Raw genomic sequence first — 21,414 nt, 5'->3', positions numbered from 1 at the left:
GGCCCACGCCGCCGGAGTCTTCCGCCTCCCCTGGCGGTGCGGCACGGCCGGGTCGGGCCGGCCCCCCGTGGCCGGCCCGGCGCCGGCGGCGCCGCTCAGGAGGAGACGATAGGCGGGCGTTCATTGGCCCGCGTACAACGTAGGGATGACGTTGCGGGTAAACCCTCGCGGTACACCGCCGGCGTCACGACGGAGCGGCGGTGGCGGCGGTCAGCGCTCCGGGTAGCGGCGCGGCGTCCAGACCACCTCGGTGCCGTCGCCCCGGCGCACCGCCCGGGTCTGCGAGGAGCCGATCAGCAGGATCGTCCGCATGTCCACCTCGGCCGGGTCGAGATCGGCCAGCCTGACGGTGCGCACCCGCTCGGTCGGACCGCCCACGTCGCGGGCCATCACCACCGGGGTCTCCGGCGCGCGGTGTTCGAGCAGGAGGTCGCGGGCCAGCCCGACCTGGGTGGTGCGGCTGTGCGAGCCGGGGTTGTAGAGCGCGAGCACCAGGTCGGCGGCGGCTGCCGCACGCAGCCGCTCGGCCACCACGGACCAGGGCTTGAGCCGGTCGGAGAGCGAGACCACCGCGTAGTCGTGGCCCAGCGGCGCGCCCGCGCGCGAGGCGGCAGCGTGCGCGGCCGTCATGCCGGGCACGATCCGCACCGGCACCTCGCGGTACGGGTCGGCGCAGGCCGCCTCCAGCACGGCGGTGGCCATCGCGAAGACGCCCGGGTCGCCGGAGGAGACCACCGCGACCCGGCGGCCGCGCCGGGCCAGGTCGAGCGCGAACTCGGCCCGCTCGGCCTCCACCTTGTTGTCCGAGCCGTGCCGGCGCTGGCCCGCCCGGACCGGGACCCGGTCCAGGTAGGTGGTGTAGCCCACCAGCTCGTCGGCGGCGGCCAGTTCACCGCGCGCCTCGGGGGTGAGCCAGAGCGGCCCGGCCGGGCCGAGGCCGACCACGACCACCGAGCCCGCACCCTGGGCGCCGAGCTCGGACGCCTCGGACGGATCCACCGCCTCCGACGACTCCACCGGCTCCGACGGCTCCACCAGCCCCGCCAGCCCCGACGACTCCGCCAGCCCCGACAGCTCCGACGGCGGCAGCCCGATCCGGCTGGGCAGCACCGCGAGCGAGAAGTACGGCACCGACTCCGGGTCCACCTCGGCCAGCGGCGCGGTGCGCTCCCCCGCCATGGTGGCGCGCTCCACGAACTGCGCCTCGGCCAGCCGCCCGGAACGCTCCAGCGCGCGGCGCACGGTCGGGAAGGTGCGGCCGAGCTTCATCACCACGGCCGAGTCGGTGGCGGCCAGCCGGGCCGTCAGCTCCTCCTCGGGGAGCGTGCCCGGCAGGATCGTCAGCACCTCCTCGGCCTCCACCAGCGGCCGGCCCAGCCGGGCGGCCGCCGCGCTGACCGAGGTCACCCCGGGCACCACCTCGGTCGGGTAGCGGTGCGCGAGCCGCTTGTGCATGTGCATGTACGAGCCGTAGAACATCGGGTCGCCCTCGGCGAGCACCACCACGGTGCGCCCGGCGTCCAGGTGCGCGGCCAGCCGCTCGGCGGCCTCGGCGTAGAACTCGTCCAACGCGCCCCGGTAGCCGCCCGGGTGGTCGGTGGTCCCGGTGGTGACCGGGTAGACCAGCGGCTCCTCCAGCTGGTCCGCGCGCAGGTGACGGGCGGCGATCGAGCGGGCGATCGAACGGCCGTGCCGGGCGCTGTGGTAGGCCACCACGTCGGCCTTGGTGATCAGCTCGACGGCCCGTACCGTCATCAGGTCCGGGTCGCCGGGACCGAGGCCGACACCATAGAGCCGTCCTGCGGTGGTCTTCTGAGAGTCCGTCATTCCACTTCGCTCGCAATCGCGTTGAGCGCGGCGGCGGCTATCGCACTGCCACCGCGACGGCCGCGCACCACCAGGTGCTCCAGACCCGAGGGGTGTTCGGCCAGCGCCTGCTTGGACTCCGCGGCGCCGATGAAGCCGACCGGCACGCCGATCACGGCGGCCGGGCGGGGCGCGCCCGCCTCGATCATCTCCAGCAGCCGGAAGAGCGAGGTGGGGGCGTTGCCGACGGCCACCACGGAGCCCGCCAGCTTGTCCCGCCACAGCTCCATCGCGGCGGCGCTGCGGGTGGTGCCGAGTTCGGCTGCCAGCGCCGGCACCGAGGGGTCGGAGAGCGTGCAGACGACCTCGTTGTCGGCCGGCAGCCGCTTGCGGGTCACCCCGCTGGCCACCATCGAGACGTCGCACAGGATCGGCGCGCCGGCCCGCAGCGCGGCCCGGGCGGAGGCGACCACATGCGGGGTCCACAGCAGGTCGGCGACCAGGTCGGTCATCCCGCAGGCGTGGATCATCCGCACCGCGACCTGGGAGACGTCGGCGGGCAGTCCCGCCAGGTCCGCCTCGGCGCGGATGGTGGCAAAGGACTCGCGGTAGATCGCCGCGCCGTCCTTCTCGTACTCGATCACGTGGTCCTCCTGGCGGCGGCGACCGCCGCCGCCATCTGTTGGGTCGTCACTTCAGTTGCACCGTCGGGCAATTGGCTGTCGGTGATGCGGTAGCCGGTCGGGCCGGTGGCCAGCACGTCCACCCAGTGGCCGACCGGGTGACCGCAGCGGCGTGCGCACCCGGACCAGTGGACGGGCAGCGCCGGGCGGGCGGCCCCGGGCGGGCCCGCGGGGGGTGGGACGGTCGGCGGCAGGTCCAGCGCCGCGGCGGCGTCGGCCCGCACGTCCGCGAGCGACTTGGCGCACCCCGGCGCGCCGGTGCAGGCGGTGGCCCGCTCCCAGGGCGAGGCCGGATCGGTGCGCAGGCCGAGCGCCGCGAGCTCCGGCAGCAGCCCGGCCCCGGCACCGGGCAGCACCACGCTGCGCCAGGGGGTGACCCGTAGCTCATCGCCGGCCGACGCCAGCGCCCGCCACTGCCGGGCGGAGGCCCGTCCGAAGCGCAGGCCCACCACCAGCCCGCCGGGTCCGGCACCGGCATCGGCACCAGCACCAGCACCAGCACCAGCACCAGCACCAGCGAACGTGCCGACCACGGGGCGAGCGCCCGTCGACTCGGGCAGCGGGCGGCGCTCCAGCCCGAGCCGGCCGGCCAGCGCCGCACCGTCCGGGTCCGCCTCGCGCACCCGCCAGGCGCCGTCCGCCAGCGCCACGAACGCCTCCGCCACCGCGAGCGCGGCGCGCGGCCCGTGCGGCACCTCGGCGCACCAGTCGGCGCGTCCCAGCCGCAGCAGCGCACCCGGCGCCGCCCCACCCTGCCGGCCGTCCTCGCCGTGCCCGCCGCCGTGGCCATCCCGGCCGTCCTCGACACCATGGCCGGCGGTGCGTGCGATCAAGGTCACATCGGCGTCGAGCGAGGCGACGTCACCACGCCCGTCGTCCAGGGCGAACAGGAACCGGCCCGACAGCTGCCGGGCCACGTCACTGGCGCAGAGCAGCGCGTCCAGCTGGTGGACCCAGTCGCGCAGCGCCGGACCGGGGCCGTCCAGGCCGGCCAGCGGAGAGGCGACGATGTTGCGGACCCGGTCGTGCGGCAGCGACGGCAGCAGGCCGACGGCACCGAGCCGGGCCGCGAGTTCCGTCCCCGCGTCGCCCGCCAGCCCGCGCAGCTGCACATTGCCGCGCGAGGTGGTCTCCAGCGCGCCGTCCCCGAGCTCCTCGGCCGCGCGCGCCAGGGCCAGCGCCTGATCCGCCGACAGCAGCCCGCCGGGCACCCGGACCCGCGCGAGCGCCCCGTCGTCCGCCTGGTGCAGTCGCAGCGCTCCCGGACAGGCGTCGTCACGCCCCCGACCAGCCCGGACGGGGGCAGGCTCGGAGGCGGCGGGTGCGGGTGACATGGGCGCGAGCATACCGATGATCCGACCGGAGGTATGCCCCGCAAAGGGCGTGATCCATCTCTCCAACCCGCCGCCGCCCTGACGGTCAGTCCGGGTCCGCCACGGCCGTCCAGGCCTCGCGCCGGGCCGCGGGGGTGGGCCGGTGAGGCGGGAGCCGTCCGCGCTCCCACGACCGCCGGCTCGCGCTGGAGCCCCTCGCGCGGCACGGCGTGCGCCATCGGCTCCGGGACCGCCGGCGTGCGCGCCCCGACGGCCACGGTTCTCCCCCTTCGGTGCTGTCGCGATGCCGGCCGGGGGCGGGCAGATAAACCGCGCGCGTCCCGGGCAGCTGCTGTGGCAGGCTCAACCCCGCACTGTGCCACGGCAGATCACCCACCCCGGAGCGTTCGATGACCACCCCCGCACGTCTCGTCACCCTGCTGGAGGAGTTCGACTTCGCCCGCGAGCGCCTCGGCGGACGGCTGGCCGGCCCGACCGTGAACAGCGGCAACGGCGTGGCCGTCCCGGTCCCGGTGATGACCGACGAGGAGTACTTCTGGGAGCCGGTGCCGAACTGCTGGTCGGTGCGGCGGCGGACGGACGGCCCCGGCCCGGGCGCGGCGCTGCTGCTCGGCACCGGTGACTGGGGCCGCGACTCCGCCCCCTCCCCGCACCCCGTCCCACCGCCGTTCACCACCATCGCCTGGCGCCTGAACCACCTCACCGAGATGCTGACCCTGCGGGCGGACCACACGGCCGGCACCCACCGCCTGACCAATGCCGACTTCCGGGCCGCCGCCGACGCCGCCACCGCGATCGCCGACTTCGGCACCGGCGCCACGGCCTGGCGGGCGGCGGTGGCCGGCGCCGACGACGCGGCGCTCGACACGGTGGGCCTGTGCAGCTACCCGCACGGCGGTGACCCGGAGGAGGCGTTCATCGACGTCGTCTGGTGGGTCAACCAGGAACTGCTGCACCACGGAGCCGAGATCGCCCTGCTCCGCGACCTGCACCGCGCCCAGCCGTGACGGGGAGCGGGGCAGGCCACCGGCGAACGGCCCGCACCGCTTCGGCCGGACAGGCCTGACGAGGGCCGCCGGCTCAGGCCGCGAAGCCGCCGTCCACTGCGATGGCCGCGCCGCTGACGTACCGCCCGCCCTCCCCCGCGAGGTGCGCCACCATCGCGGCCACCTCGGCGGGCCGGCCGAAGCGGCCCAGGGCCGTGAAGCCCTTCTGCAGATCGGCAGCCGGCCCCTCGTCCGGGTTCATGTCCGTGTCGATCGGACCAGGGTGGACCAGGTTGACGGTGATCCCGCGGGGGCCGAGCTCACGGGCCAGCGACGTGGTCAGCCCGGTCAGCGCGGTCTTGCTCATCGCGTACAGCGCACCGCCGCCGAACGCGGCCCGCTCGGCCATGCAGCTGCCGATGCTGATGATCCGTCCGCCCTCGGTGAGGTGCCGGGCCGCCGCCTGGGCGACGAGGAAGGGCGCCCGCACGTTGACGGCGAGCACCCGGTCGACGTCCGCCAGTGCCACCGCCTCGACCGGGCCCACCAGGCCGACGCCCGCGTTGTTGACCACGATGTCGAGCCGCCCGAACTCCGCCGCCGCTGCTTCCACCGCCGCCCGCACCGCCGCCGGGTCCGCACTGTCGGCCTCGACGGCCAGCGCCCGGCGTCCCAGCGCCTTGATCCGGTCGACCAGCTGCGCCGCCTGCTCCGCACCGCTGCGGTAGGTCAGCGCCACGTCGGCGCCGTCCGCGGCCAGCCGCAGCGCCACCGCCGCACCGATGCCCCGGCTGCCGCCGGTCACCAGGGCCGCCCTGCCGTCGAGCACTGCCGTCATCGTCCGCTCTCCTCTTCGTCCTTGCTGGTCACCGGAGTTCGCCGGCACCTCGATCCTGGTGCTCTGCGGGCGGACGGTCCGGCGGCATTCGGACGTCGCGTTCGGGGTCAGGCGCCGGGTGGGAGCACACCCGAGCACGCCGAAAGGCACCGCGCGGTGGGCGCGGTGCCTTCGGTGGACGGGCTCGGGCGGGATCAGCGGCGCTGGAGGAGCCAGGCCCCCTGGCCGCCGCAGCCGCCCGCGTTGTAGGTGGTGCTGCGGAAACCGGCCGGCACCGGAGAGCCGGGGCAGGTCCACAGGCCGGCCTGGGCGGTCATCTGGACCCAGGCGCCGATGCCGTTGCAGCCGGCGCGGTTGTAGTTGGTGGTCACGTAGCCCGACACGATCGGCGAACCCGCGCAGGTCCACAGGCCGCTCTTGGCCAGCTGGTGGTACCAGGCGCCGATGCCGCTGCAGCCGGAGGAGAGGTAGTTGGTGATGACGTACCCGGAGATGATCGGCGAGCCCGCGCAGGTCCAGATCCCGTTCCGCACCGGCTGCTGGTCCCACGAGCCGGCCCCGTTGCAGCCGCTGCGGTTGAAGCCGACCAGGACGTAGCCTGCCGGGATGGGCGTCCCGGCGCAGGTCCACCCGCCTGTCGCGGGCCGTGCGCCACGCTGCGCGGCGGCGGGCGCGGCAGCGGGCGCGGCGCTCGGGTGGGCGGTCACGGCGACGGGAGCGGCGCTGGCGGTGCCGACGGCGGCGGTGCCGGTGAAGAACGCCGCCAGCAGCGCGACCGCGCCCACCACCCCGGCGAGCCGGCTCCGCAGCGCGGCCGCCGATGAACCGCCCACCGACGAACCGCTCACCGACGAACGGCTCACCCATGAACGGTCAAGAAAACGGCGATACTTGCTGTTCACTTCCCACCAGTCCCATCGACAGGTCCACCGGGCGCCGCACGATGGCCGTGCGGCGCCGCATTGTGGAGATGAGGTGACCCTAGTGGGAACCGAAGCAGTCGATCATCACAGAACGGACACACCATCAACTTGGCCGGAAACCAACCCGGCTAGCCCCGGCGCAGCCTGTGCACCAGGTCGCGGTAGGTCGAGAAGGCGGCCTTCGGGGTGTAGTCGTCGTTGAGCAGCCCGAAGTGGTCGAACAGGTTGGCCGAGGCGGACTTGTCGTCGCGCAGGTCGAAGTACTCGTAGGCGGTGATGTTCAACCGGCCCCGGTCGGCGTTGATCGCGGTCAGCTCCGAGGTCAGCGCGGCGCTCTGCTGCGCCTCGGTGCGCGGCGCGAGGGTGTCCCAGCCGTTCTCCGCCACGTGGATGGCCACCCGGTCCGAGAGCCCGGCGATCGGCATCTCCTGCCGGCGCACCACGTCGATCGCGCTCACCGCCTGCGCACCCAGGTCGCCGGGCGAGGGGTGGAAGACGTCCGGGTAGAGCTCGAGGCCGACGTAGTCGATCGAGTCGCGGAACCGGTTGCCGCCCGTCGTCGCCAGCGACTGCCAGAACGCCGTCCCGGCCTGGCCGAACGCGCCCTCGTCGAAGCCGATCTGCAGCTTCTTCAGGCCAAGTCGGCGCGCCTCGTCCTTGGCCGCCTCGACCCCGGCGACCACCGCGGGCACCACCGAGGGGTCCGCGGCCGCGGCGAGGTTGACGTCGACGCCCAGCGAGATGGAGGCCGCGTGCGGCCCGGCGTTGCGCACCTCGTTGCGGACGTAGGTCTCCCAGCCCGCCAGCGGGGTGCCGTGCCCGGGGTAGCCGAGCACCAGGTCCAGCTTGCGGCCGTGGCCCAGGTAGCCGAAGTACTTGCGGGCGTCCGTGCCGTCCGTCGACGTCCCGTCGTAGCCGACGTACTCGCGGACCAGGAAACCGGGGCCGCCGTGCAATTGGTCCAGCGCCCGGATCACCTTGGCCCCGTCGTCCGGCACCGGGTCGGTCGAGCCGCCGCCCGCGTAGCCGCCGGGGTAGATCCCCAGCGCCAGCGGCCGCGGCCCGGCGGCACCCGCCGCGTCGGCCGCGGGAAGGTCCACCGCGAGCCCCGTCGCCACCAGCACCGCGGCGCAGACGGCCCCCGCCATGATCGCCTCATGAACATCATCCTTCATTCGTGTCGGAACCTGTCCGCGCGATCATGCCAGCGCGGTGTGTCAGGCCCCACCGATGTGCGCCCGCGCCCCCGCTCACCCCTCCGCGCCGCCTGACCTCGCCCGTTAGGATGACGCCGGACCGGCCGTCAGGCCGGTGCACGCCAGCGACGGCACAGGGGCCCCACCGACGGGTCCCCGGGGGAGGAAACCGGTGCGACGCCGGTGCGGTCCCGCCACTGTGACCACGAGCCACCACCGGTCGTGGGAGCCAGGAACTCCCCGCCGTCCCGCCACCTCTCCCGGTCTGGGGCCGGGGGATCCCCCACGGGGCGCGGACCCCGAGGAAGGCTGCCGTTATGCGCACCGTCATGCCCGTTTCCGCCCACCACCGCGGGAGGGCCGCCGCGTGATCCTGCTCCTGTCGACCTCCGACACCGATCTGCTCTCCGCCCGCGCCAGCACCGGCCCGGTCGGCTACCGGCTGGGCAACCCGGCCCGGCTCGGCCCCGACGACCTGCCGGCGCTGCTGGAGGGCACCGACCTGGTGGTGGTGCGCCTGCTCGGTGGCCGCCGCGCCTGGGAGGAGGGCCTGACCGCGCTACTGGCCGGCCCGCGCCCGGTGATCGTGCTCAGCGGTGAACAGGCGCCGGACGCGCAGCTGATGGAGCTCTCCACGGTGCCGGCCGGGCTGGCCGCCGAGGCGCACGCCTACCTCGCGCACGGCGGCGCCGCCAACCTGGCGGAGCTGGGCGCCTTCCTGTCCGACACCGTGCTGCTCACCGGCCACGGCTTCGCCGCGCCGGCCTCCGCGCCCGACTGGGGCCCGCTGGAGCGCACGCCCCGCCACGCCGCGCCCGCCGCCGACGGACCGACGGTGGCCGTCCTCTACTACCGCGCGCACCACATGAGCGGCAACACCGGCTTCGTGGACGCGCTGTGCGGCGCGATCGAGGAGGCGGGCGGTGTGGCCAAGCCGCTGTACTGCTCCTCGCTGCGCGGCGCACCGGCCGAGCTGCTGGCCGAACTCGGCCGGGCCGACGCGATCGTGACCACCGTGCTGGCCGCCGGCGGCACCCGGCCCGCCGACGCCTCGGCCGGCGGCGACGAGGAGGCCTGGGACGCGGGCGCGCTGGCCGCGCTCGACCGGCCGATTCTGCAGGCGCTCTGCCTGACCTGGTCGCGGGAGACCTGGGAGGGCAGCGACGACGGCCTCTCGCCGCTGGACACCGCCACCCAGGTCGCCGTGCCGGAGTTCGACGGGCGCCTGATCACCGTGCCGTTCTCCTTCAAGGAGCTGGACGAGGACGGCCTGACGGTCTACGTCGCCGACCCCGAGCGCTGCGCCCGGGTGGCCGGGATCGCGGTGCGCCACGCGCGGCTGCGCCACATCCCGGCCGCCGAGCGGCGGTTGGCACTGGTGCTGTCCGCCTACCCGACCAAGCACGCCCGGGTCGGCAACGCGGTGGGCCTGGACACCCCGGCCAGCGCGGCCCGGCTGCTGCGCCGGCTGCGCGAGGAGGGCTGGGACCTGGGCGAGGGCCTGCCCGGCATGGAGCCGACCGAGGGCGAGCACGAGGGCGACGCGCTGATCAAGGCGCTGATCGAGGCCGGCGGCTACGACCAGGACTGGCTCACCGAGGACCAGTTGGCCCGCAACCCGGTGCGCATCCCGGCCGCCGACTACCGCCGCTGGTACGCCACGCTGCCCGAAGGGCTGCGCGCCCGGGTCGAGGAGCACTGGGGCCCGGCCCCCGGCGAGCTGTACGTGGACCGCAGCCGCAACCCCGAGGGCGACATCGTGCTCGCGGGCCTGCGGGCCGGCAACCTGCTGGTGCTGGTGCAGCCGCCGCGCGGCTTCGGCGCCAACCCGGTGGCGATCTACCACGACCCCGACCTGCCGCCGAGCCACCACTACCTGGCCGCCTACCGGTGGATCGCGGCCGCCCGCAGCGACGGCGGCTTCGGCGCCGACGCCCTGGTGCACCTGGGCAAGCACGGCAACCTGGAGTGGCTGCCCGGCAAGACGGCCGCGCTGTCGGCCGACTGCGGCCCGGACGCGGCGCTCGGCGACCTGCCGCTGATCTACCCGTTCCTGGTCAACGACCCGGGCGAGGGCACCCAGGCCAAGCGCCGCGCGCACGCCACCCTGGTCGACCACCTGGTGCCGCCGATGGCCCGCGCCGACTCCTACGGCGACATCGCGCGCCTGGAGCAACTGCTGGACGAGCACGCCAACATCGCCGCGATGGACCCGGCCAAGCTGCCGGCCGTCCGCGCCCAGATCTGGACGCTGATCCAGGCGGCCCGCCTCGACCACGACCTCGGCCTGGACGAGCGGCCCGAGGACGACGGCTTCGACGACTTCCTGCTCCATGTCGACGGCTGGCTCTGCGAAGTGAAGGACGCCCAGATCCGGGACGGCCTGCACGTGCTGGGCCAGGCGCCCAGCGGCGAGGACCGGGTCAACCTGGTGCTCTCGATTCTGAGGGCCCGTCAGATCTGGGGCGGCGTCGCGGCGCTGCCCGGCCTGCGCGAGGCGCTCGGGCTGGACGAGGCGGCGCTGACGCTGGGCGCCACCGACGCCGCCGAGGCCAGGGCACGCGAGCTGGTCGAGGCGATGGAGGCGGCCGACTGGGACCCGGCGGCCGTCGAGCGGGTGGCCGAGGGACTGCCGGGCGCCGTCGCCGAGGTGCTGGCCTTCGCCGCGCACCAGGTGGTGCCGCGGCTGGCGGCCACCACCGACGAGCTGGACGCCGTGGTGCACGCCCTGAAGGGCGGTTTCGTGCCGGCCGGGCCCTCCGGGTCGCCACTGCGCGGGCTGGTCAACGTGCTGCCGACCGGGCGCAACTTCTACTCGGTGGACCCCAAGGCGGTGCCCAGCCGGCTCGCCTGGGAGACCGGGCAGGCGCTCGCCGAGTCGCTGGTCGCCCGCTACCGGGCCGACAACGACGGCGCCTGCCCGCCCTCGGTCGGGCTCTCGCTCTGGGGCACCAGCGCGATGCGCACCGCCGGTGACGACATCGCCGAGGCCTTCGCACTGCTGGGCATCCGGCCGGTCTGGGACGACGCCTCGCGCCGGGTCACCGGCCTGGAGGCGATCCCGCTGGCCGAACTCGGGCGCCCGCGCGTGGATGTGACGCTGCGCATCTCGGGCTTCTTCCGTGACGCCTTCCCGCACGTGGTCGCACTGCTGGACGACGCGGTGCGACTGGCGGCGGCCCAGCAGGAGGCCGACGAGGACAACTTCGTCCGCGCCCACGTGCAGGCCGACCTGGCCGAGCACGGGGACGAACGCCGGGCCACCGTGCGGGTGTTCGGCTCCCGCCCCGGCACCTACGGGGCCGGGCTGCTGCAGCTGATCGACAGCCGGGACTGGCGCACCGACGCCGACCTCGCCGAGGTCTACACGGTCTGGGGCGGCTACGCCTACGGCCGCGACCTGAACGGGCGGCCGGCCCGAGAGGAGATGGAGACCGCCTACAAGCGGATCACCGTCGCGGCGAAGAACACCGACACCCGAGAGCACGACATCGCCGACTCGGACGACTACTTCCAGTACCACGGCGGCATGGTGGCCACCGTGCGCGCGCTGACCGGCCGCGCACCGGCCGCCTACATCGGCGACTCGACCCGCCCGGAGACGGTGAAGACCCGCACCCTGACCGAGGAGGCGGCCCGCGTCTTCCGGGCCCGGGTGGTCAACCCGCGCTGGCTGGAGGCGATGCGGCGGCACGGCTACAAGGGCGCCTTCGAGATGGCCGCCACCGTCGACTACCTGTTCGGCTACGACGCGACCACCGGTGTGGTGGCGGACTGGATGTACGAGCGGCTCACCCAGGAGTACGTGCTCGACCCGGTCAACCGCGAGTTCCTCACCGGGGCCAACCCCTGGGCGCTGCACGGGATCAGCGAGCGGCTGCTGGAGGCGGCCGAGCGCGGACTGTGGGCGGCGCCCGACCCGGAGCTGCTGGCCGAGCTGCAGGCGGCCTTCCTGGAGGCGGAGGGCGACCTGGAGGAGGGCGGCGAGGGCTGAGCCGCCCGCTGCCGGGCGGCCGGCCGGGGACTCCTCCCGGTTCAGCCGCCCGGCAGCACCGGGATCAGCAACAGCAGCTGACTGTCCGTCAGATCGCGCACCTCGAAGTGGCCGATCTCGCCGGGCTGGTAGCCGGTGCTGCCGGAGATCCGCAGCTCCGGAGCGGTCGGCGCGGCCGGTGCGCCCGGCGTGCCGTAGCCCGCGGCCGGTACGGCCCAGCTGCTGACCGTCTGGTGCCCGCCCTGGACGGAGACGGCCACCAGCGAGCAGCTGCGCGGGCCGCTCACCCCGGCCAGCCGCAGGGTGACCGCGCTGCCCCAGCGCTGCCCGCTCACCCCGACGGTGGCGCTGATCCCGTCCGCCCCGGTGGCGGTGTGGCTGACCGCGGCGACGGCGGGCACGGGGGCCGGCGTGCCCGGGTCCAGCACGGTGGCCCCGGCGGCCACGCCGCCGAGCGTCAGGACGGCGGCCACCGCCGCCACCAGCCAGCGGCGGCGCACCCGGCTGCGGCGCCGGGCCGAGGCGGCCGCGGCCACCTCGGCGAGCACGGCGTCCAGCAGCCGCGGGCTCGGGCCGGCCACCCGCGATCCGTCCGGCCCGGCCCGGTGGATGACCGCCCCGGCCGCCCGCAGCACGGCCGGCCGGCCGGCCGACTCCGCGTCCGGCTGCGCGCCCCGGTCCGCGGCCGGCTCGGCGAGCGGCTCCGCGAAGGTCGCACCGTCCGCCCTGAACTCCGCCAGCAGCGGTCCCAGTTCGCCCAGCCGGCCGATCTCCTCGGTGCACCGCGGGCAGCCGGGCAGGTGCTCCTCGAACCGGGCCTTCTCCAACTCGCCGAGCAGGCCCAGCACATAGGCGCCGGCATCGAGGTGCCGGTCCCGCCCGTCCTGCGGGTCCCAGGGGGCCAGGGGTGCGGTCACGACGTCACTCCCCGTTCCTCCAGGGCGATCCTCAGCGAGCGCAGCGCGTAGAAGATCCGCGACTTCACCGTCCCCTCCGGGATGCCGAGGTCGGCGGCCACCTCGGCGATGCCCCGGCCCTTGAGGTAGCTCTCGACGATGACCTCCCGGTGCGCCCGGGTGAGCGCGCCGAGTGCGTCGGTGATCGCCATCATCCGCAGCGCGCGGTCGAGTTCGTCCTCGGCGGGGAGCAGCTCCAGCGCCGCCGCGGACGTCTCCGGCGGGCGGGCGGCGCTGCGCCGGTGCCCGTCGATGACGATCCGGCGGGCCACCGTGACCAGCCAGGGGCGCACCGAGCCCGCCGATACCTCCAGCCGGTCGGCGTTGCGCCAGGCCCGCACGAGCGTCTCCTGGACGACGTCCTCCGCGCGCTGCCGGTCCCCGCCGACCAGATGCAGCACGAAGCCGAAGAGCGGGCCCGCATGCTCCTGGTAGAGGGCCCGGATCAGCTCCTCGTCCGGGCCAGCGGCGCCGCCGTCCCGGGGTTCCTCGGTCACAAGCCCATCCTGGCGCACCCGTTCCTCCGGGTCGAGTAGTGGCGCTGCGCTTCCACCGGCCGCGCTCAGTAGCCGTTGCCGCCGATGGTGGTGTCACCGTTCGACGACATGTTCGGCGCGTTGGGGTGGGTGGGCGTGGCGGGCTTGGCCTCGCCACCGGTGGGGGTCACCGCCCACCAGGTCCCGCCGACGCCCTCGCCGTTGACCTGGCCGGCCTTGGTGTCCGGCGCGTAGCGGTAGAGCGGCCAGCCGTTCAGGGTCAGCTGCTTGGTGCCGTCGGCGCCGGTGACCGTGCCGATCAGCGAGGGGCTCACGCCGTTGCCGGTCAGCTGGCCCGGCGCGGCGGCGCCCGGCCACAGGGTGGCGCAGGAACCGGTGCAGGTGGCCTTGGACGGGTGCGCGCTGTCCTGGTCGAAGCGGTAGAGGGTGAAGCCGTTGCTGTCGGTGACGATCTGGCCGAGCCCGCTGACCGTGGTCACCTTGACCGCCGCATCGGCGGGCATGCCCGGGGGCGGGGTGGCCGGCGCGGTGGAGGCGGGCGCCTGGGTGGTGGGGCTGGAGGTCATGCCGGGCGAGGCGGTGCCCGTGGAGGCGACGGTCGAGCCGCAGGCGCAGGCGAAGGCGAGGACGGCGGCACCGGCGGCGGTCAGCACCCCGACGCGGCGGATGTTCGACATGGCGGTCCTCCCGGGCGCTGGGCGGCGCGACCTGCGACGGGGCGGCCGGGTGACCGCTCCACCCGGGGGTACGCAGCCCGCACGGCCGCCGTTCAACGCCCGGCCCGGCTGGACCGGGCCGCGCCGTCAGCTGCCCTCGCCGTCCCCCAGGGCGAGCAGCACGGACCGCAGGGTCTGCGCCAGCGCGGCCCGTTCGCCGCCGTCCAGGGCGGCCAGCAGTCGCTGTTCGGTGGCCAGGTGGTCGGGCAGCGCCCGGTCGATCAGCTCCCGGCCCGCCGCGGTGAGCGCGACGTGCACCACCCGTCCGTCCGTGCTGCTGGGCCGCCGGCTGACCAGTCCGCGCTCCTCCAGCCGCTCCAGGCGCTGGCTGATCGCGCCGGAGGTGACCATCGCGGAGCGCATCAGCTCGGCCGGGGTCAGCAGGTGCGGCGGATCGCTGCGGCGCAGGGTGGCCAGCACGTCGAAGGCGGCGGCGTCCAGCCCGTGCGCGGCGAAGGTGCGGCGCTGCTCGCCCTCGACCACCCGGGCCAGGCGCTTGAGCCGGCCGAGCACGGCCATCGGCGAGACGTCGAGGTCGGGGCGCTGCGCGGCCCACTGGGCGAGGATCCGGTCCACCTGGTCGCGGGGCTCGCCCCGCCGGTCGCCGCTGGGGGCGGAGGCGTCTGTCATGGAAACAGGCTAGCAATTCTCTTAGCGCTGAGATATTTTATCTTAGTGCTAAGGAATCGAGCAGGCATCATCCTGCTGACCGCGCTCGCCCCCAGCGTCTGGGGGACCACCTACTACGTGACCACCCAGTTCCTGCCGCCGAACCGCCCGCTGCTCGCCGCGGTGCTCCGCGCGCTGCCCGCCGGACTGCTGCTGGTGGCGGCCACCCGGCGGCTGCCGAAGGGCAGCTGGTGGTGGCGCTCGCTCGTGCTCGGGGCGCTCAACATCGGCGCCTTCTTCGCCCTGCTCTTCGTCGCGGCCTACCGGCTGCCCGGCGGCGTGGCCGCCACCATCGGCGCCCTGCAGCCCCTGCTGGTCGCCGCCCTCTCCAGCGGTCTGCTCGGCGAGCGGCTCTCGACCAGGACGGTCCTGACGGGGCTTGCGGGCGTGGCCGGGGTGAGCCTGCTGGTCCTGCGCGCCGACGCCGAGCTGGACGCGCTGGGCCTGCTGGCCGCCGTCGGCAGCGCGGTGGTGATGGCCACCGGTGTGGTGCTGAGCAAGCGCTGGCCCTCGCCTGCGCCGCTGGCCAGCACCGGTTGGCAACTGGTCGCAGGCGGACTGCTGCTGGTGCCACTCGCACTGCTGGTCGAAGGACCGCCGCCGGCCGGGCTCACCGCCAGGAACCTGCTCGGCTACGGCTATCTGACCCTGGTGGGCGCCGCGTTCGCCTACGCGCTCTGGTTCCGCGGCATCCGCGCGCTGGCGCCGACCCAGGTGACCTTCCTCGGCCTGCTCTCCCCGCTGGTCGCCACCCTGGTCGGCTGGCTGGCCCTCGGCCAGTCGCTGTCGCTCGTCCAACTCCTGGGCGCGCTGGTGATCCTGGCCGCCCTGGTCCTCGCCCAGGTCCGCCCCCGGCGGAAGAGGACCCGGCAGCAGGAACGACTCGCAGCAGGCGTATGACGGTCCCGGGGCCGGGGCTCGCGGCTCAGCTGGTGAGCGGCCCGATGGTCAGCGAGTGGATGCTCGCACCGGCGCAGTGCTGGGTCTCCCAGGGCAGGAAGAGCGCCGCCTTCTCGCCGGGCGGGTAGATCCGCAGGCCCTTGACGGCGGTGAGCTGGCACTGGCCGGGGTCGTAGCCGGCCATGCCGTTGGCGTCGTGCAGGGTGGCCTTCGCGGTGCCGTGCGGAGCCAGCGTCACGGTGCGGTACGCATCGCCGGTGCGGGTCGCGGGGTTGCCGGACTGCTGGCCGTCGGCGGCCACGTAGGAGACCCCCGGGAAGCCGGTCAGCGTGCAGCTGTGGCCGGAGGTGTTGGTGAAGACCAGCGTCGAGTAGTACTGGCCCGCGCCCACGCCCGGGTCGCTCTGCACCACGGTCAGTTCGGAGCTGGTGCAGGAGCCGGGGCCGGCCGGGGTGGGCGAGCCGAGCGAGGCCGTGGTGGTCCCCGAGGTGGGGGCGGCGGTGGCGCCGCCGCCGGGCGCGGAGGTGCCGGGGGCGGAGGTGGCGGGCGCCGAAGTGACGGGCGCCGAACTCCCGGGCGCGCCACCGGCACCGGTCGTCGGGGCGGTGGCACCGGGGTTGCCGGTGGCGGTGTTCCCGGCCGTCGGGTTGGCGGAGGTGCTGGACGACGAACAGCCGGCCAGGGTGAGGGTTGCCGCGGCGGCCACCAGGGTGGCGGCGGCGAGCGAGGTCCGGGCGAACCTGCGGGACATCGTGGTGCTCCTTCGCCGAGTCGGTCGGGGTCAACTGGGTTGACACGCTCACTGTGCCCGACTCGCCTGTCCGCTATCCGCGCTGATACACGCCTGTGGCAGAACCCGGGCGGCCCCGTGACGGGGCCGCCCGGAACAGCCGCCTCAGATCAGGGTCTTCCAGTAGTACCAGAACCTGTTGAGGATCAGCAGCGCGATCACGGCGTACCAGAGCACCGGAACCACCCAGTGGTACCGGTTCAACTCCCTTACCACCGGCTTCATCCGGTCACCGACCGGGATGACTCCGCTGCGCAGGTTGAAGAGTGTGGTGTACCAGAAGATCGCGATGGTCACCACCCAGACCACCATGCAGTACGGGCAGATCGCGCCGATCACGTAGAGCGTCTGGGTCATCAGCCAGGTGATCAGCACCACGCCCAGCAGCGAGGCGAACTGCAGGCCGAGCCAGAACCACGGCCGGAACCGGGCCCCCGCCAGCACGGCGGCGGCGATGGTCAGCACCACGCCGAAACCGACCAGCCCCAGCAGCGAGTTGGGGAAACCGAAGACCGCCGCCTGGTGGGTGCGCATCACCGAACCACAGCTGATGATCGGGTTGATGTTGCAACTGGGTACGTAGTTCGGGTTCTCCAGCAGCCGGATCTTGTCGATGGTGAGCACCGACGATCCGTACAGTCCCAGCGCGCCGGCGATCGCCAGCAGCCAGGTGAACGCGCGCGCGGGCCGGTACTCGGCCACGGACCCTCTCCCCTCGGCGGCGGTGGTCACTTGGTCCCTGTGCCCTGCTGGATGAGCGCGGTGTACTGGTCGGCGGTGATCGGGTTGCCGGCGTTGTCGAAGAGCGTGAGCGCCTTGCCGTCCAGCTTCATGGTCGGGGTGCCCTGGACGCCGCTGCTGTTGAAGGCGGCGGCCACCTTCTCGGCCCACGGCAGGTAGGTGCCGTCCTGGACGGCCTTGACGAAGGCGTCGGTCTTCAGGCCCGGCACCTTGGCCGCGACGTCGAGGATCGTGTTGACGCTGCCGTAGCCGTCGGTCTCCTCGCTCGGCTGGTTCGCGTAGAGCTCGTCGTGGAACTTCTTGAAGTCGTCCACGCTCTGGTTCAGCGCCGCACCGGCCGCCGCCAGCGCGGTGATCGAGCCCTTGCCGCCGAGGTTGTTGTCCAGGAAGGCGGCCATGTGGTACTGGATCTTGTACGTGCCGCTGTCGGCCAGCTGCTGCACGGTCTGACCGTCGGTGGTCTCGAACTTCTTGCAGATCGGGCAGCGGAAGTCCTCGTAGACGTCCAGGGTGTGCGCGGCGTCGGCCTTGCCGTAGGTCACCACGGTCCCGTCCGTGCCGCTGGTGTTGGCCGGCACGACCAGCGGGGCGTTGCTGCCGGAGGAGGCGGAGGTGCTGTGGCCGCCGCTGTTGACGGCGATCGCCACACCGCCGGCCAGCGCGACCACCACGGCCACGGAGGCGCCGATCACGACCCGGCGCCGGATCTTCTCGGCGCGCACCTCGCGCGCCCGCGCCTCGGCCAGCCGTTCGCGGCGCGCGGCGCTCTTCTGGTCGTAGGTCTGCTTGCCGTTCGACTTGCTGCTCATGGGTGGGTCCTGTCCGCGTCACCCGGGCACACGGCTCTCGGGAACGCTCGAAGCGGGGAGTGGGCGTCGGTGGCGCACGGACCACTGGCCGACGGCTCCCCGCGAGGCGGAGGACGGGCTCAGCAGGCGAGCGCGAAGGACGCCGGCGGTCCGCGGTGACGGGACGGCGCGAGCGGCAGGTCCTCGGCGGGCGCGTGCTCCGGGCGGGGCTCGGGCAGCGGTGACCCGGGTGCGGGTCGGGCCGGGACGGGGGCGAGCAGCAGCAGGGCGCGCAGCGCGTCCGGCGCCAGCCGGGCCAGCGCGGCGAGCAGTTCGGGCAGCCGCACCAGGGCGGCGTCCGCCAGTCGCAGGCAGAGCGCGGCGACCATGGTGACCACCACCTGCACGGTCAGCAGCACCAGTTCCAGCACGGTCGGGGCGAGCGAGAGCGCGCCCTGGCCGCCGCCCACCGAGCCGCCGCCGCAGACCATGAGGTCCAGGCCGTGGCCACCGCCCGCGTGTTGCGCGGACCTCGGTGAACCACAGGTGTCCTGGCCCAGGTTGAAGGTGGTGTTGAGCATCAGCTCGACCGGCAGCATCAGCGCGGCGATCTGGAAGAAGCCGCGATCGGCCCCGGCCAGCACCGCGGCCACCGCGAAGACCACCACCCCGGCGGCGACCACCACGCTCAGCGGCAACGGCCGCCCGGTCACCACCACCTGGCCGGCTGCGGCCAGCGGAACGGCCAGCGCGGCGAAGAGCATCGCGCGCAGCGTCCGGGTCAGGCGGCAGGTGGTCACGGTTCCGGAGTATGTCATGCGACGGTCGGCCGCGACGAGGGTGCGAACGCGACCTCGTCGTGAGAAAAACCGCAGAATTCCGCGGAACTCCTGATCGCCTCTCCCCTTCGGCACGGGGAACCCGCCCGTCCCCTTGTGCCCGAAGTCGCCGTGGCCCGGGGACGTCCGGGGACGGTCCGGGGACGGCCGGCGAATCCCCAGCGCGACTCAGGGTCGCCGTGCGAGCATGCCCCGGTGACAACGGGGATATCGCGCACACGGGGAACCGACCGGCCGTCCTGGCTCAGGTCGAGGTGGCTCCGGCCGCGCACAGTGATCATGGTGGCGGGGGCGCTGGTCTTCGCGCTGCTGCTCTACTTCGAGTTCGCGGCCGCCAAGCGCAAGGTCGATCCGGTCGGCGCGGTGCTGGGCGCCACGCCGGGCTGGGCACTGCTGGCCGTGCTCGCGACGGCGGCCAGCTACCCGGCGGCCACCCTGGGCTTCCTCGGCTTCGTGCCCGAGCGGATCGGCTTCGCCCGGGCGAGTCTGGCCCAGCTGGCCGGCTCCTTCGTGAAGCTGGTGGCGCCCGGCGGCCTGGGCGGCATGGCCCTCAACACCCGGCTGCTGCTGCGCACCGGGGTGGCGCCGGGCCCGGCGGCCTCCAGCGTGGGGGCCGGGCAGCTGGTCGGCCTGCTGCTGCACCTGCTGCAGCTCGCCTTCTTCCTCTGGCTCACCGGGTTCCACCCCGACCGGAAGTCGGACGGCAACGGCGAGCTGGTGGTGCTCGGCGGCGCGGGGGTCCTGCTGACGGCGGTCCTGGTCCTGCTGGCCGTGCCGCACTGGCGGCGCCGGGCGCTGGGGCGGCTGCGCCCGCTGACCGAGGGGTCGCTGACCCGGCTGCGCGACCTGGCCCGCCACCCGCGCCACCTGGCCGTCGGGGTGCTGGGGCAGCTGCTGGTCTCGATGACACTGGCCGGCTGCCTCTACTGCTGCGTGCGGGCGACCGGCGGCGACGCGCGGTTCGCCACCGTGGCGGTGGCCTTCCTGCTCGGCAGCGCGCTGGGCTCCACGACGCCGACCCCGGCGGGCCTCGGCGGCGTGGAGGTCGTCACCGCGACGCTGCTGACGGCCACCAGCGGGCTGGACGCCACCCGGGCGCTGGCGGCCGTGGTGCTGTTCCGGCTGATCACCGTGGTGCTGCCGGTGCTGCCGGGCTGGGCCGCCCTCGGGGTCCTGCAGCGGCGCCAGGCGCTCTGAGCCCGTCGCGGCACACCGCGTTCCGGGCGCCGGTGCCCGAGGATGGCTGACGGAACGTCACCCGTCCGCGAGGAAGTGAGTGCAGATGACCGCCGAGGCCACCGACTTTGACGTGATCGTGGTGGGCGCCGGGCCGACCGGCGAGAACCTGGCCGACCGCACCCGGGCCGCCGGGCTGAGCACCGCCCTGGTGGAGAGCGAACTGGTCGGCGGCGAGTGCTCGTACTGGGCGTGCATGCCCAGCAAGGCGCTGCTGCGCCCGCCCGCCGCGCTGAGCGCCGCCCGCGCGGTGGCCGGCTCGCGCGAGGCGGTCACCGGGCGGCTGGACGCGGCGGCCGTGCTGGCCCGCCGCGACTCCTTCGTCTCCCACTGGAAGGACGACGGCCAGGTCGCCTGGGTGGCCGGCACCGGCGCCGAGCTGGTGCGCGGCCAGGGCCGCCTGGACGGCCCGCGCCGGGTGCTGGTGCGCACCCCCGAGGGCGGCGAGCGGCTGCTCACCGCCCGGCACGCGGTGGCGCTGTGCACCGGCAGCCGCGCGATGCTGCCCGCCGACCTGCCGGGGCTGGCCGAGGCCCGGCCGTGGACCAGCCGGGAGGCCACCAGCGCCCGGGCGGTGCCCGCGCGGCTGGTGGTGGTGGGCGGCGGTGTGGTCGGCGTGGAGATGGCCGCGGCCTGGCAGGCGCTGGGCGCCCAGGTCACCCTGCTGGTGCGCGGCGGGCGGCTGCTGCCGCGGCTGGAGCCGTTCGCCGGCGAGCTGGTCGCCGCCGGGCTGCGCGCGGCGGGCGTCGACGTGCGCACCGGGGTGCAGCCGACGGCGGTGCGACGCGAGGGCGCGGTGGTCACCGTCACGCTCGACGACGGCGACTCGCTCGCCGCCGAGGAGCTGCTGCTCGCCACCGGGCGGGCCCCGCGCACCGAGGAGCTGGGCCTGGCCAGCGTCGGGCTGGTCGACGGCGGCTGGCTGACGGTGGACGACAGCTGCGCGGTGCGCGGGGTGGCCGGCGACTGGCTGTACGCGGCCGGTGACGTCAACCACCGCGCGCTCCTCACCCACCAGGGCAAGTACCAGGCGCGGATCGCGGGCGCCGCGATCGCCGCCCGCGCCCTGGGCCGCCCGCTGGAGCTCGGCGCCTGGGGCGCGCACGCGGCCACCGCCGACCTGGCCGCGGTGCCGCAGGTGGTGTTCACCGAGCCGGAGGTGGCGGCGGTGGGCCTCAGCGCCGAGCAGGCCGAGCGGGCCGGGCACCGGGTGCGGGTGGTCGACTACGAGCTGGGCCGGGTGGCCGGTGCCGCGCTGCTGGCCGACGACTACCAGGGGCGGGCCCGGATGGTGGTCGACCTGGAGCGCGAGGTGCTGCTGGGCGTCACCTTCGTCGGCCCGGGGGTGGGCGAGCTGCTGCACGCGGCGACGGTGGCGCTGGTCGGGCAGGTGCCGATCCACCGGCTCTGGCACGCGGTGCCCTCGTACCCGACGGTCGGCGAGATCTGGCTGCGGCTGCTGGAGGCCTACCGGGACGCCCCGCAGGACGCCTCGGAATAGCCGGGCGGCGGGGGTGGTTGG

The 21,414-nt window shown here is 74.9% G+C and carries 19 protein-coding genes and 1 riboswitch; of the genes, 5 read left to right on the top strand and 14 right to left on the bottom strand.

Annotated elements, in window-relative coordinates; genetic code table 11:
• Positions 1–210: 210 nt before the first annotated feature.
• From OG294_RS30800 to OG294_RS30790, 3 genes are read right to left on the bottom strand one after another with little or no spacing between them, the layout of a single operon-like run.
• The gene (locus OG294_RS30800; RefSeq protein ID WP_327069821.1) at positions 211–1,827 is read right to left on the bottom strand and encodes a precorrin-2 C(20)-methyltransferase; all 1,617 of its coding nucleotides are present in this window, start codon (positions 1,825–1,827) and stop codon (positions 211–213) included.
• Positions 1,824–2,450, bottom strand: coding sequence for a precorrin-8X methylmutase (locus tag OG294_RS30795; RefSeq protein WP_327069820.1), 627 nt, complete (start codon positions 2,448–2,450; stop codon positions 1,824–1,826). The genes OG294_RS30800 and OG294_RS30795 overlap by 4 nt, the downstream gene beginning before the upstream one ends.
• Positions 2,447–3,823: a hypothetical protein gene (locus OG294_RS30790; protein WP_327069819.1), complete on the bottom strand. Its 1,377-nt coding sequence runs from the start codon at positions 3,821–3,823 to the stop codon at positions 2,447–2,449. Before OG294_RS30790 ends, OG294_RS30795 begins: the two co-directional genes overlap by 4 nt.
• Before the next feature lie 389 nt (positions 3,824–4,212).
• Here OG294_RS30790 and OG294_RS30785 point away from each other — a divergent pair, with 389 nt between their 5' ends.
• Positions 4,213–4,830, top strand: a complete 618-nt coding sequence (locus OG294_RS30785) for a DinB family protein (protein WP_327069818.1) — start codon at positions 4,213–4,215, stop codon at positions 4,828–4,830.
• Positions 4,831–4,903: 73 nt separating this feature from the next.
• Here OG294_RS30785 and OG294_RS30780 read toward each other — a convergent pair whose 3' ends face one another.
• The 3 genes from OG294_RS30780 to OG294_RS30770 form a co-directional block, all read right to left on the bottom strand.
• A complete protein-coding gene (locus OG294_RS30780) occupies positions 4,904–5,647 on the bottom strand; it encodes an SDR family NAD(P)-dependent oxidoreductase (RefSeq protein WP_327069817.1) in 744 nt (247 codons plus the stop codon).
• Positions 5,648–5,841: 194 nt separating this feature from the next.
• Positions 5,842–6,510 (bottom strand): hypothetical protein, encoded by a 669-nt coding sequence (locus OG294_RS30775; protein ID WP_327069816.1) that lies wholly within the window; start codon positions 6,508–6,510, stop codon positions 5,842–5,844.
• A gap of 188 nt (positions 6,511–6,698) precedes the next feature.
• Positions 6,699–7,745: a hypothetical protein gene (locus OG294_RS30770; protein ID WP_327069815.1), complete on the bottom strand. Its 1,047-nt coding sequence runs from the start codon at positions 7,743–7,745 to the stop codon at positions 6,699–6,701.
• A gap of 183 nt (positions 7,746–7,928) precedes the next feature.
• Positions 7,929–8,005: riboswitch (cobalamin riboswitch) on the top strand.
• A 128-nt stretch (positions 8,006–8,133) separates the two neighbouring features.
• Between OG294_RS30770 and cobN the strand changes: the two genes are divergently transcribed.
• Entirely contained in the window at positions 8,134–11,760 is a 3,627-nt protein-coding gene (cobN, locus tag OG294_RS30765; RefSeq protein ID WP_327069814.1) for a cobaltochelatase subunit CobN, read from the top strand.
• 41 nt (positions 11,761–11,801) lie between these two features.
• Here cobN and OG294_RS30760 read toward each other — a convergent pair whose 3' ends face one another.
• From OG294_RS30760 to OG294_RS30745, 4 genes are all read right to left on the bottom strand, one after another.
• Positions 11,802–12,677 (bottom strand): zf-HC2 domain-containing protein, encoded by an 876-nt coding sequence (locus tag OG294_RS30760; RefSeq protein ID WP_327069813.1) that lies wholly within the window; start codon positions 12,675–12,677, stop codon positions 11,802–11,804.
• Positions 12,674–13,231, bottom strand: coding sequence for a sigma-70 family RNA polymerase sigma factor (locus tag OG294_RS30755; protein WP_442789249.1), 558 nt, complete (start codon positions 13,229–13,231; stop codon positions 12,674–12,676). The genes OG294_RS30760 and OG294_RS30755 overlap by 4 nt, the downstream gene beginning before the upstream one ends.
• A gap of 47 nt (positions 13,232–13,278) precedes the next feature.
• A complete protein-coding gene (locus tag OG294_RS30750; protein WP_327069811.1) occupies positions 13,279–13,890 on the bottom strand; it encodes a hypothetical protein in 612 nt (203 codons plus the stop codon).
• A 126-nt stretch (positions 13,891–14,016) separates the two neighbouring features.
• Positions 14,017–14,559 carry a MarR family winged helix-turn-helix transcriptional regulator gene (locus tag OG294_RS30745; RefSeq protein ID WP_327069810.1) on the bottom strand — a complete coding sequence of 181 codons (543 nt, stop codon included), beginning with the start codon at positions 14,557–14,559 and terminating at the stop codon, positions 14,017–14,019.
• Positions 14,560–14,604: 45 nt separating this feature from the next.
• On the opposite strand from OG294_RS30745, the gene OG294_RS30740 reads away from it, so the two are divergent.
• On the top strand, positions 14,605–15,498 hold the full coding sequence (locus OG294_RS30740; RefSeq protein ID WP_327069809.1) for an EamA family transporter: 894 nt from the start codon (positions 14,605–14,607) through the stop codon (positions 15,496–15,498).
• A gap of 25 nt (positions 15,499–15,523) precedes the next feature.
• Here OG294_RS30740 and OG294_RS30735 read toward each other — a convergent pair whose 3' ends face one another.
• The 4 genes from OG294_RS30735 to OG294_RS30720 all read right to left on the bottom strand — a co-directional run bounded on the left by OG294_RS30735 (position 15,524) and on the right by OG294_RS30720 (position 18,617).
• A complete protein-coding gene (locus tag OG294_RS30735) occupies positions 15,524–16,249 on the bottom strand; it encodes a DUF4232 domain-containing protein (protein ID WP_327069808.1) in 726 nt (241 codons plus the stop codon).
• A 144-nt stretch (positions 16,250–16,393) separates the two neighbouring features.
• Entirely contained in the window at positions 16,394–16,990 is a 597-nt protein-coding gene (locus OG294_RS30730) for a vitamin K epoxide reductase family protein (protein WP_327069807.1), read from the bottom strand.
• Between the two features lie 26 nt (positions 16,991–17,016).
• The gene (locus OG294_RS30725; RefSeq protein ID WP_327069806.1) at positions 17,017–17,838 is read right to left on the bottom strand and encodes a DsbA family protein; all 822 of its coding nucleotides are present in this window, start codon (positions 17,836–17,838) and stop codon (positions 17,017–17,019) included.
• Positions 17,839–17,957: 119 nt separating this feature from the next.
• On the bottom strand, positions 17,958–18,617 hold the full coding sequence (locus OG294_RS30720; RefSeq protein ID WP_327069805.1) for a hypothetical protein: 660 nt from the start codon (positions 18,615–18,617) through the stop codon (positions 17,958–17,960).
• Between the two features lie 321 nt (positions 18,618–18,938).
• Between OG294_RS30720 and OG294_RS30715 the strand changes: the two genes are divergently transcribed.
• Complete coding sequence (locus OG294_RS30715; RefSeq protein WP_327069804.1) at positions 18,939–19,853, top strand: lysylphosphatidylglycerol synthase transmembrane domain-containing protein; 915 nt, start codon at positions 18,939–18,941, stop codon at positions 19,851–19,853.
• Between the two features lie 85 nt (positions 19,854–19,938).
• Complete coding sequence (locus OG294_RS30710; protein ID WP_327069803.1) at positions 19,939–21,393, top strand: dihydrolipoyl dehydrogenase family protein; 1,455 nt, start codon at positions 19,939–19,941, stop codon at positions 21,391–21,393.
• Positions 21,394–21,414 lie beyond the last annotated feature (21 nt).

The organism is Kitasatospora sp. NBC_01302 (genome assembly GCF_035976515.1).
Classification (GTDB): domain Bacteria; phylum Actinomycetota; class Actinomycetes; order Streptomycetales; family Streptomycetaceae; genus Kitasatospora.
Note: the sequence above shows the minus strand (reverse complement) of the source record. Positions and strands in the feature narration are given on the sequence as shown.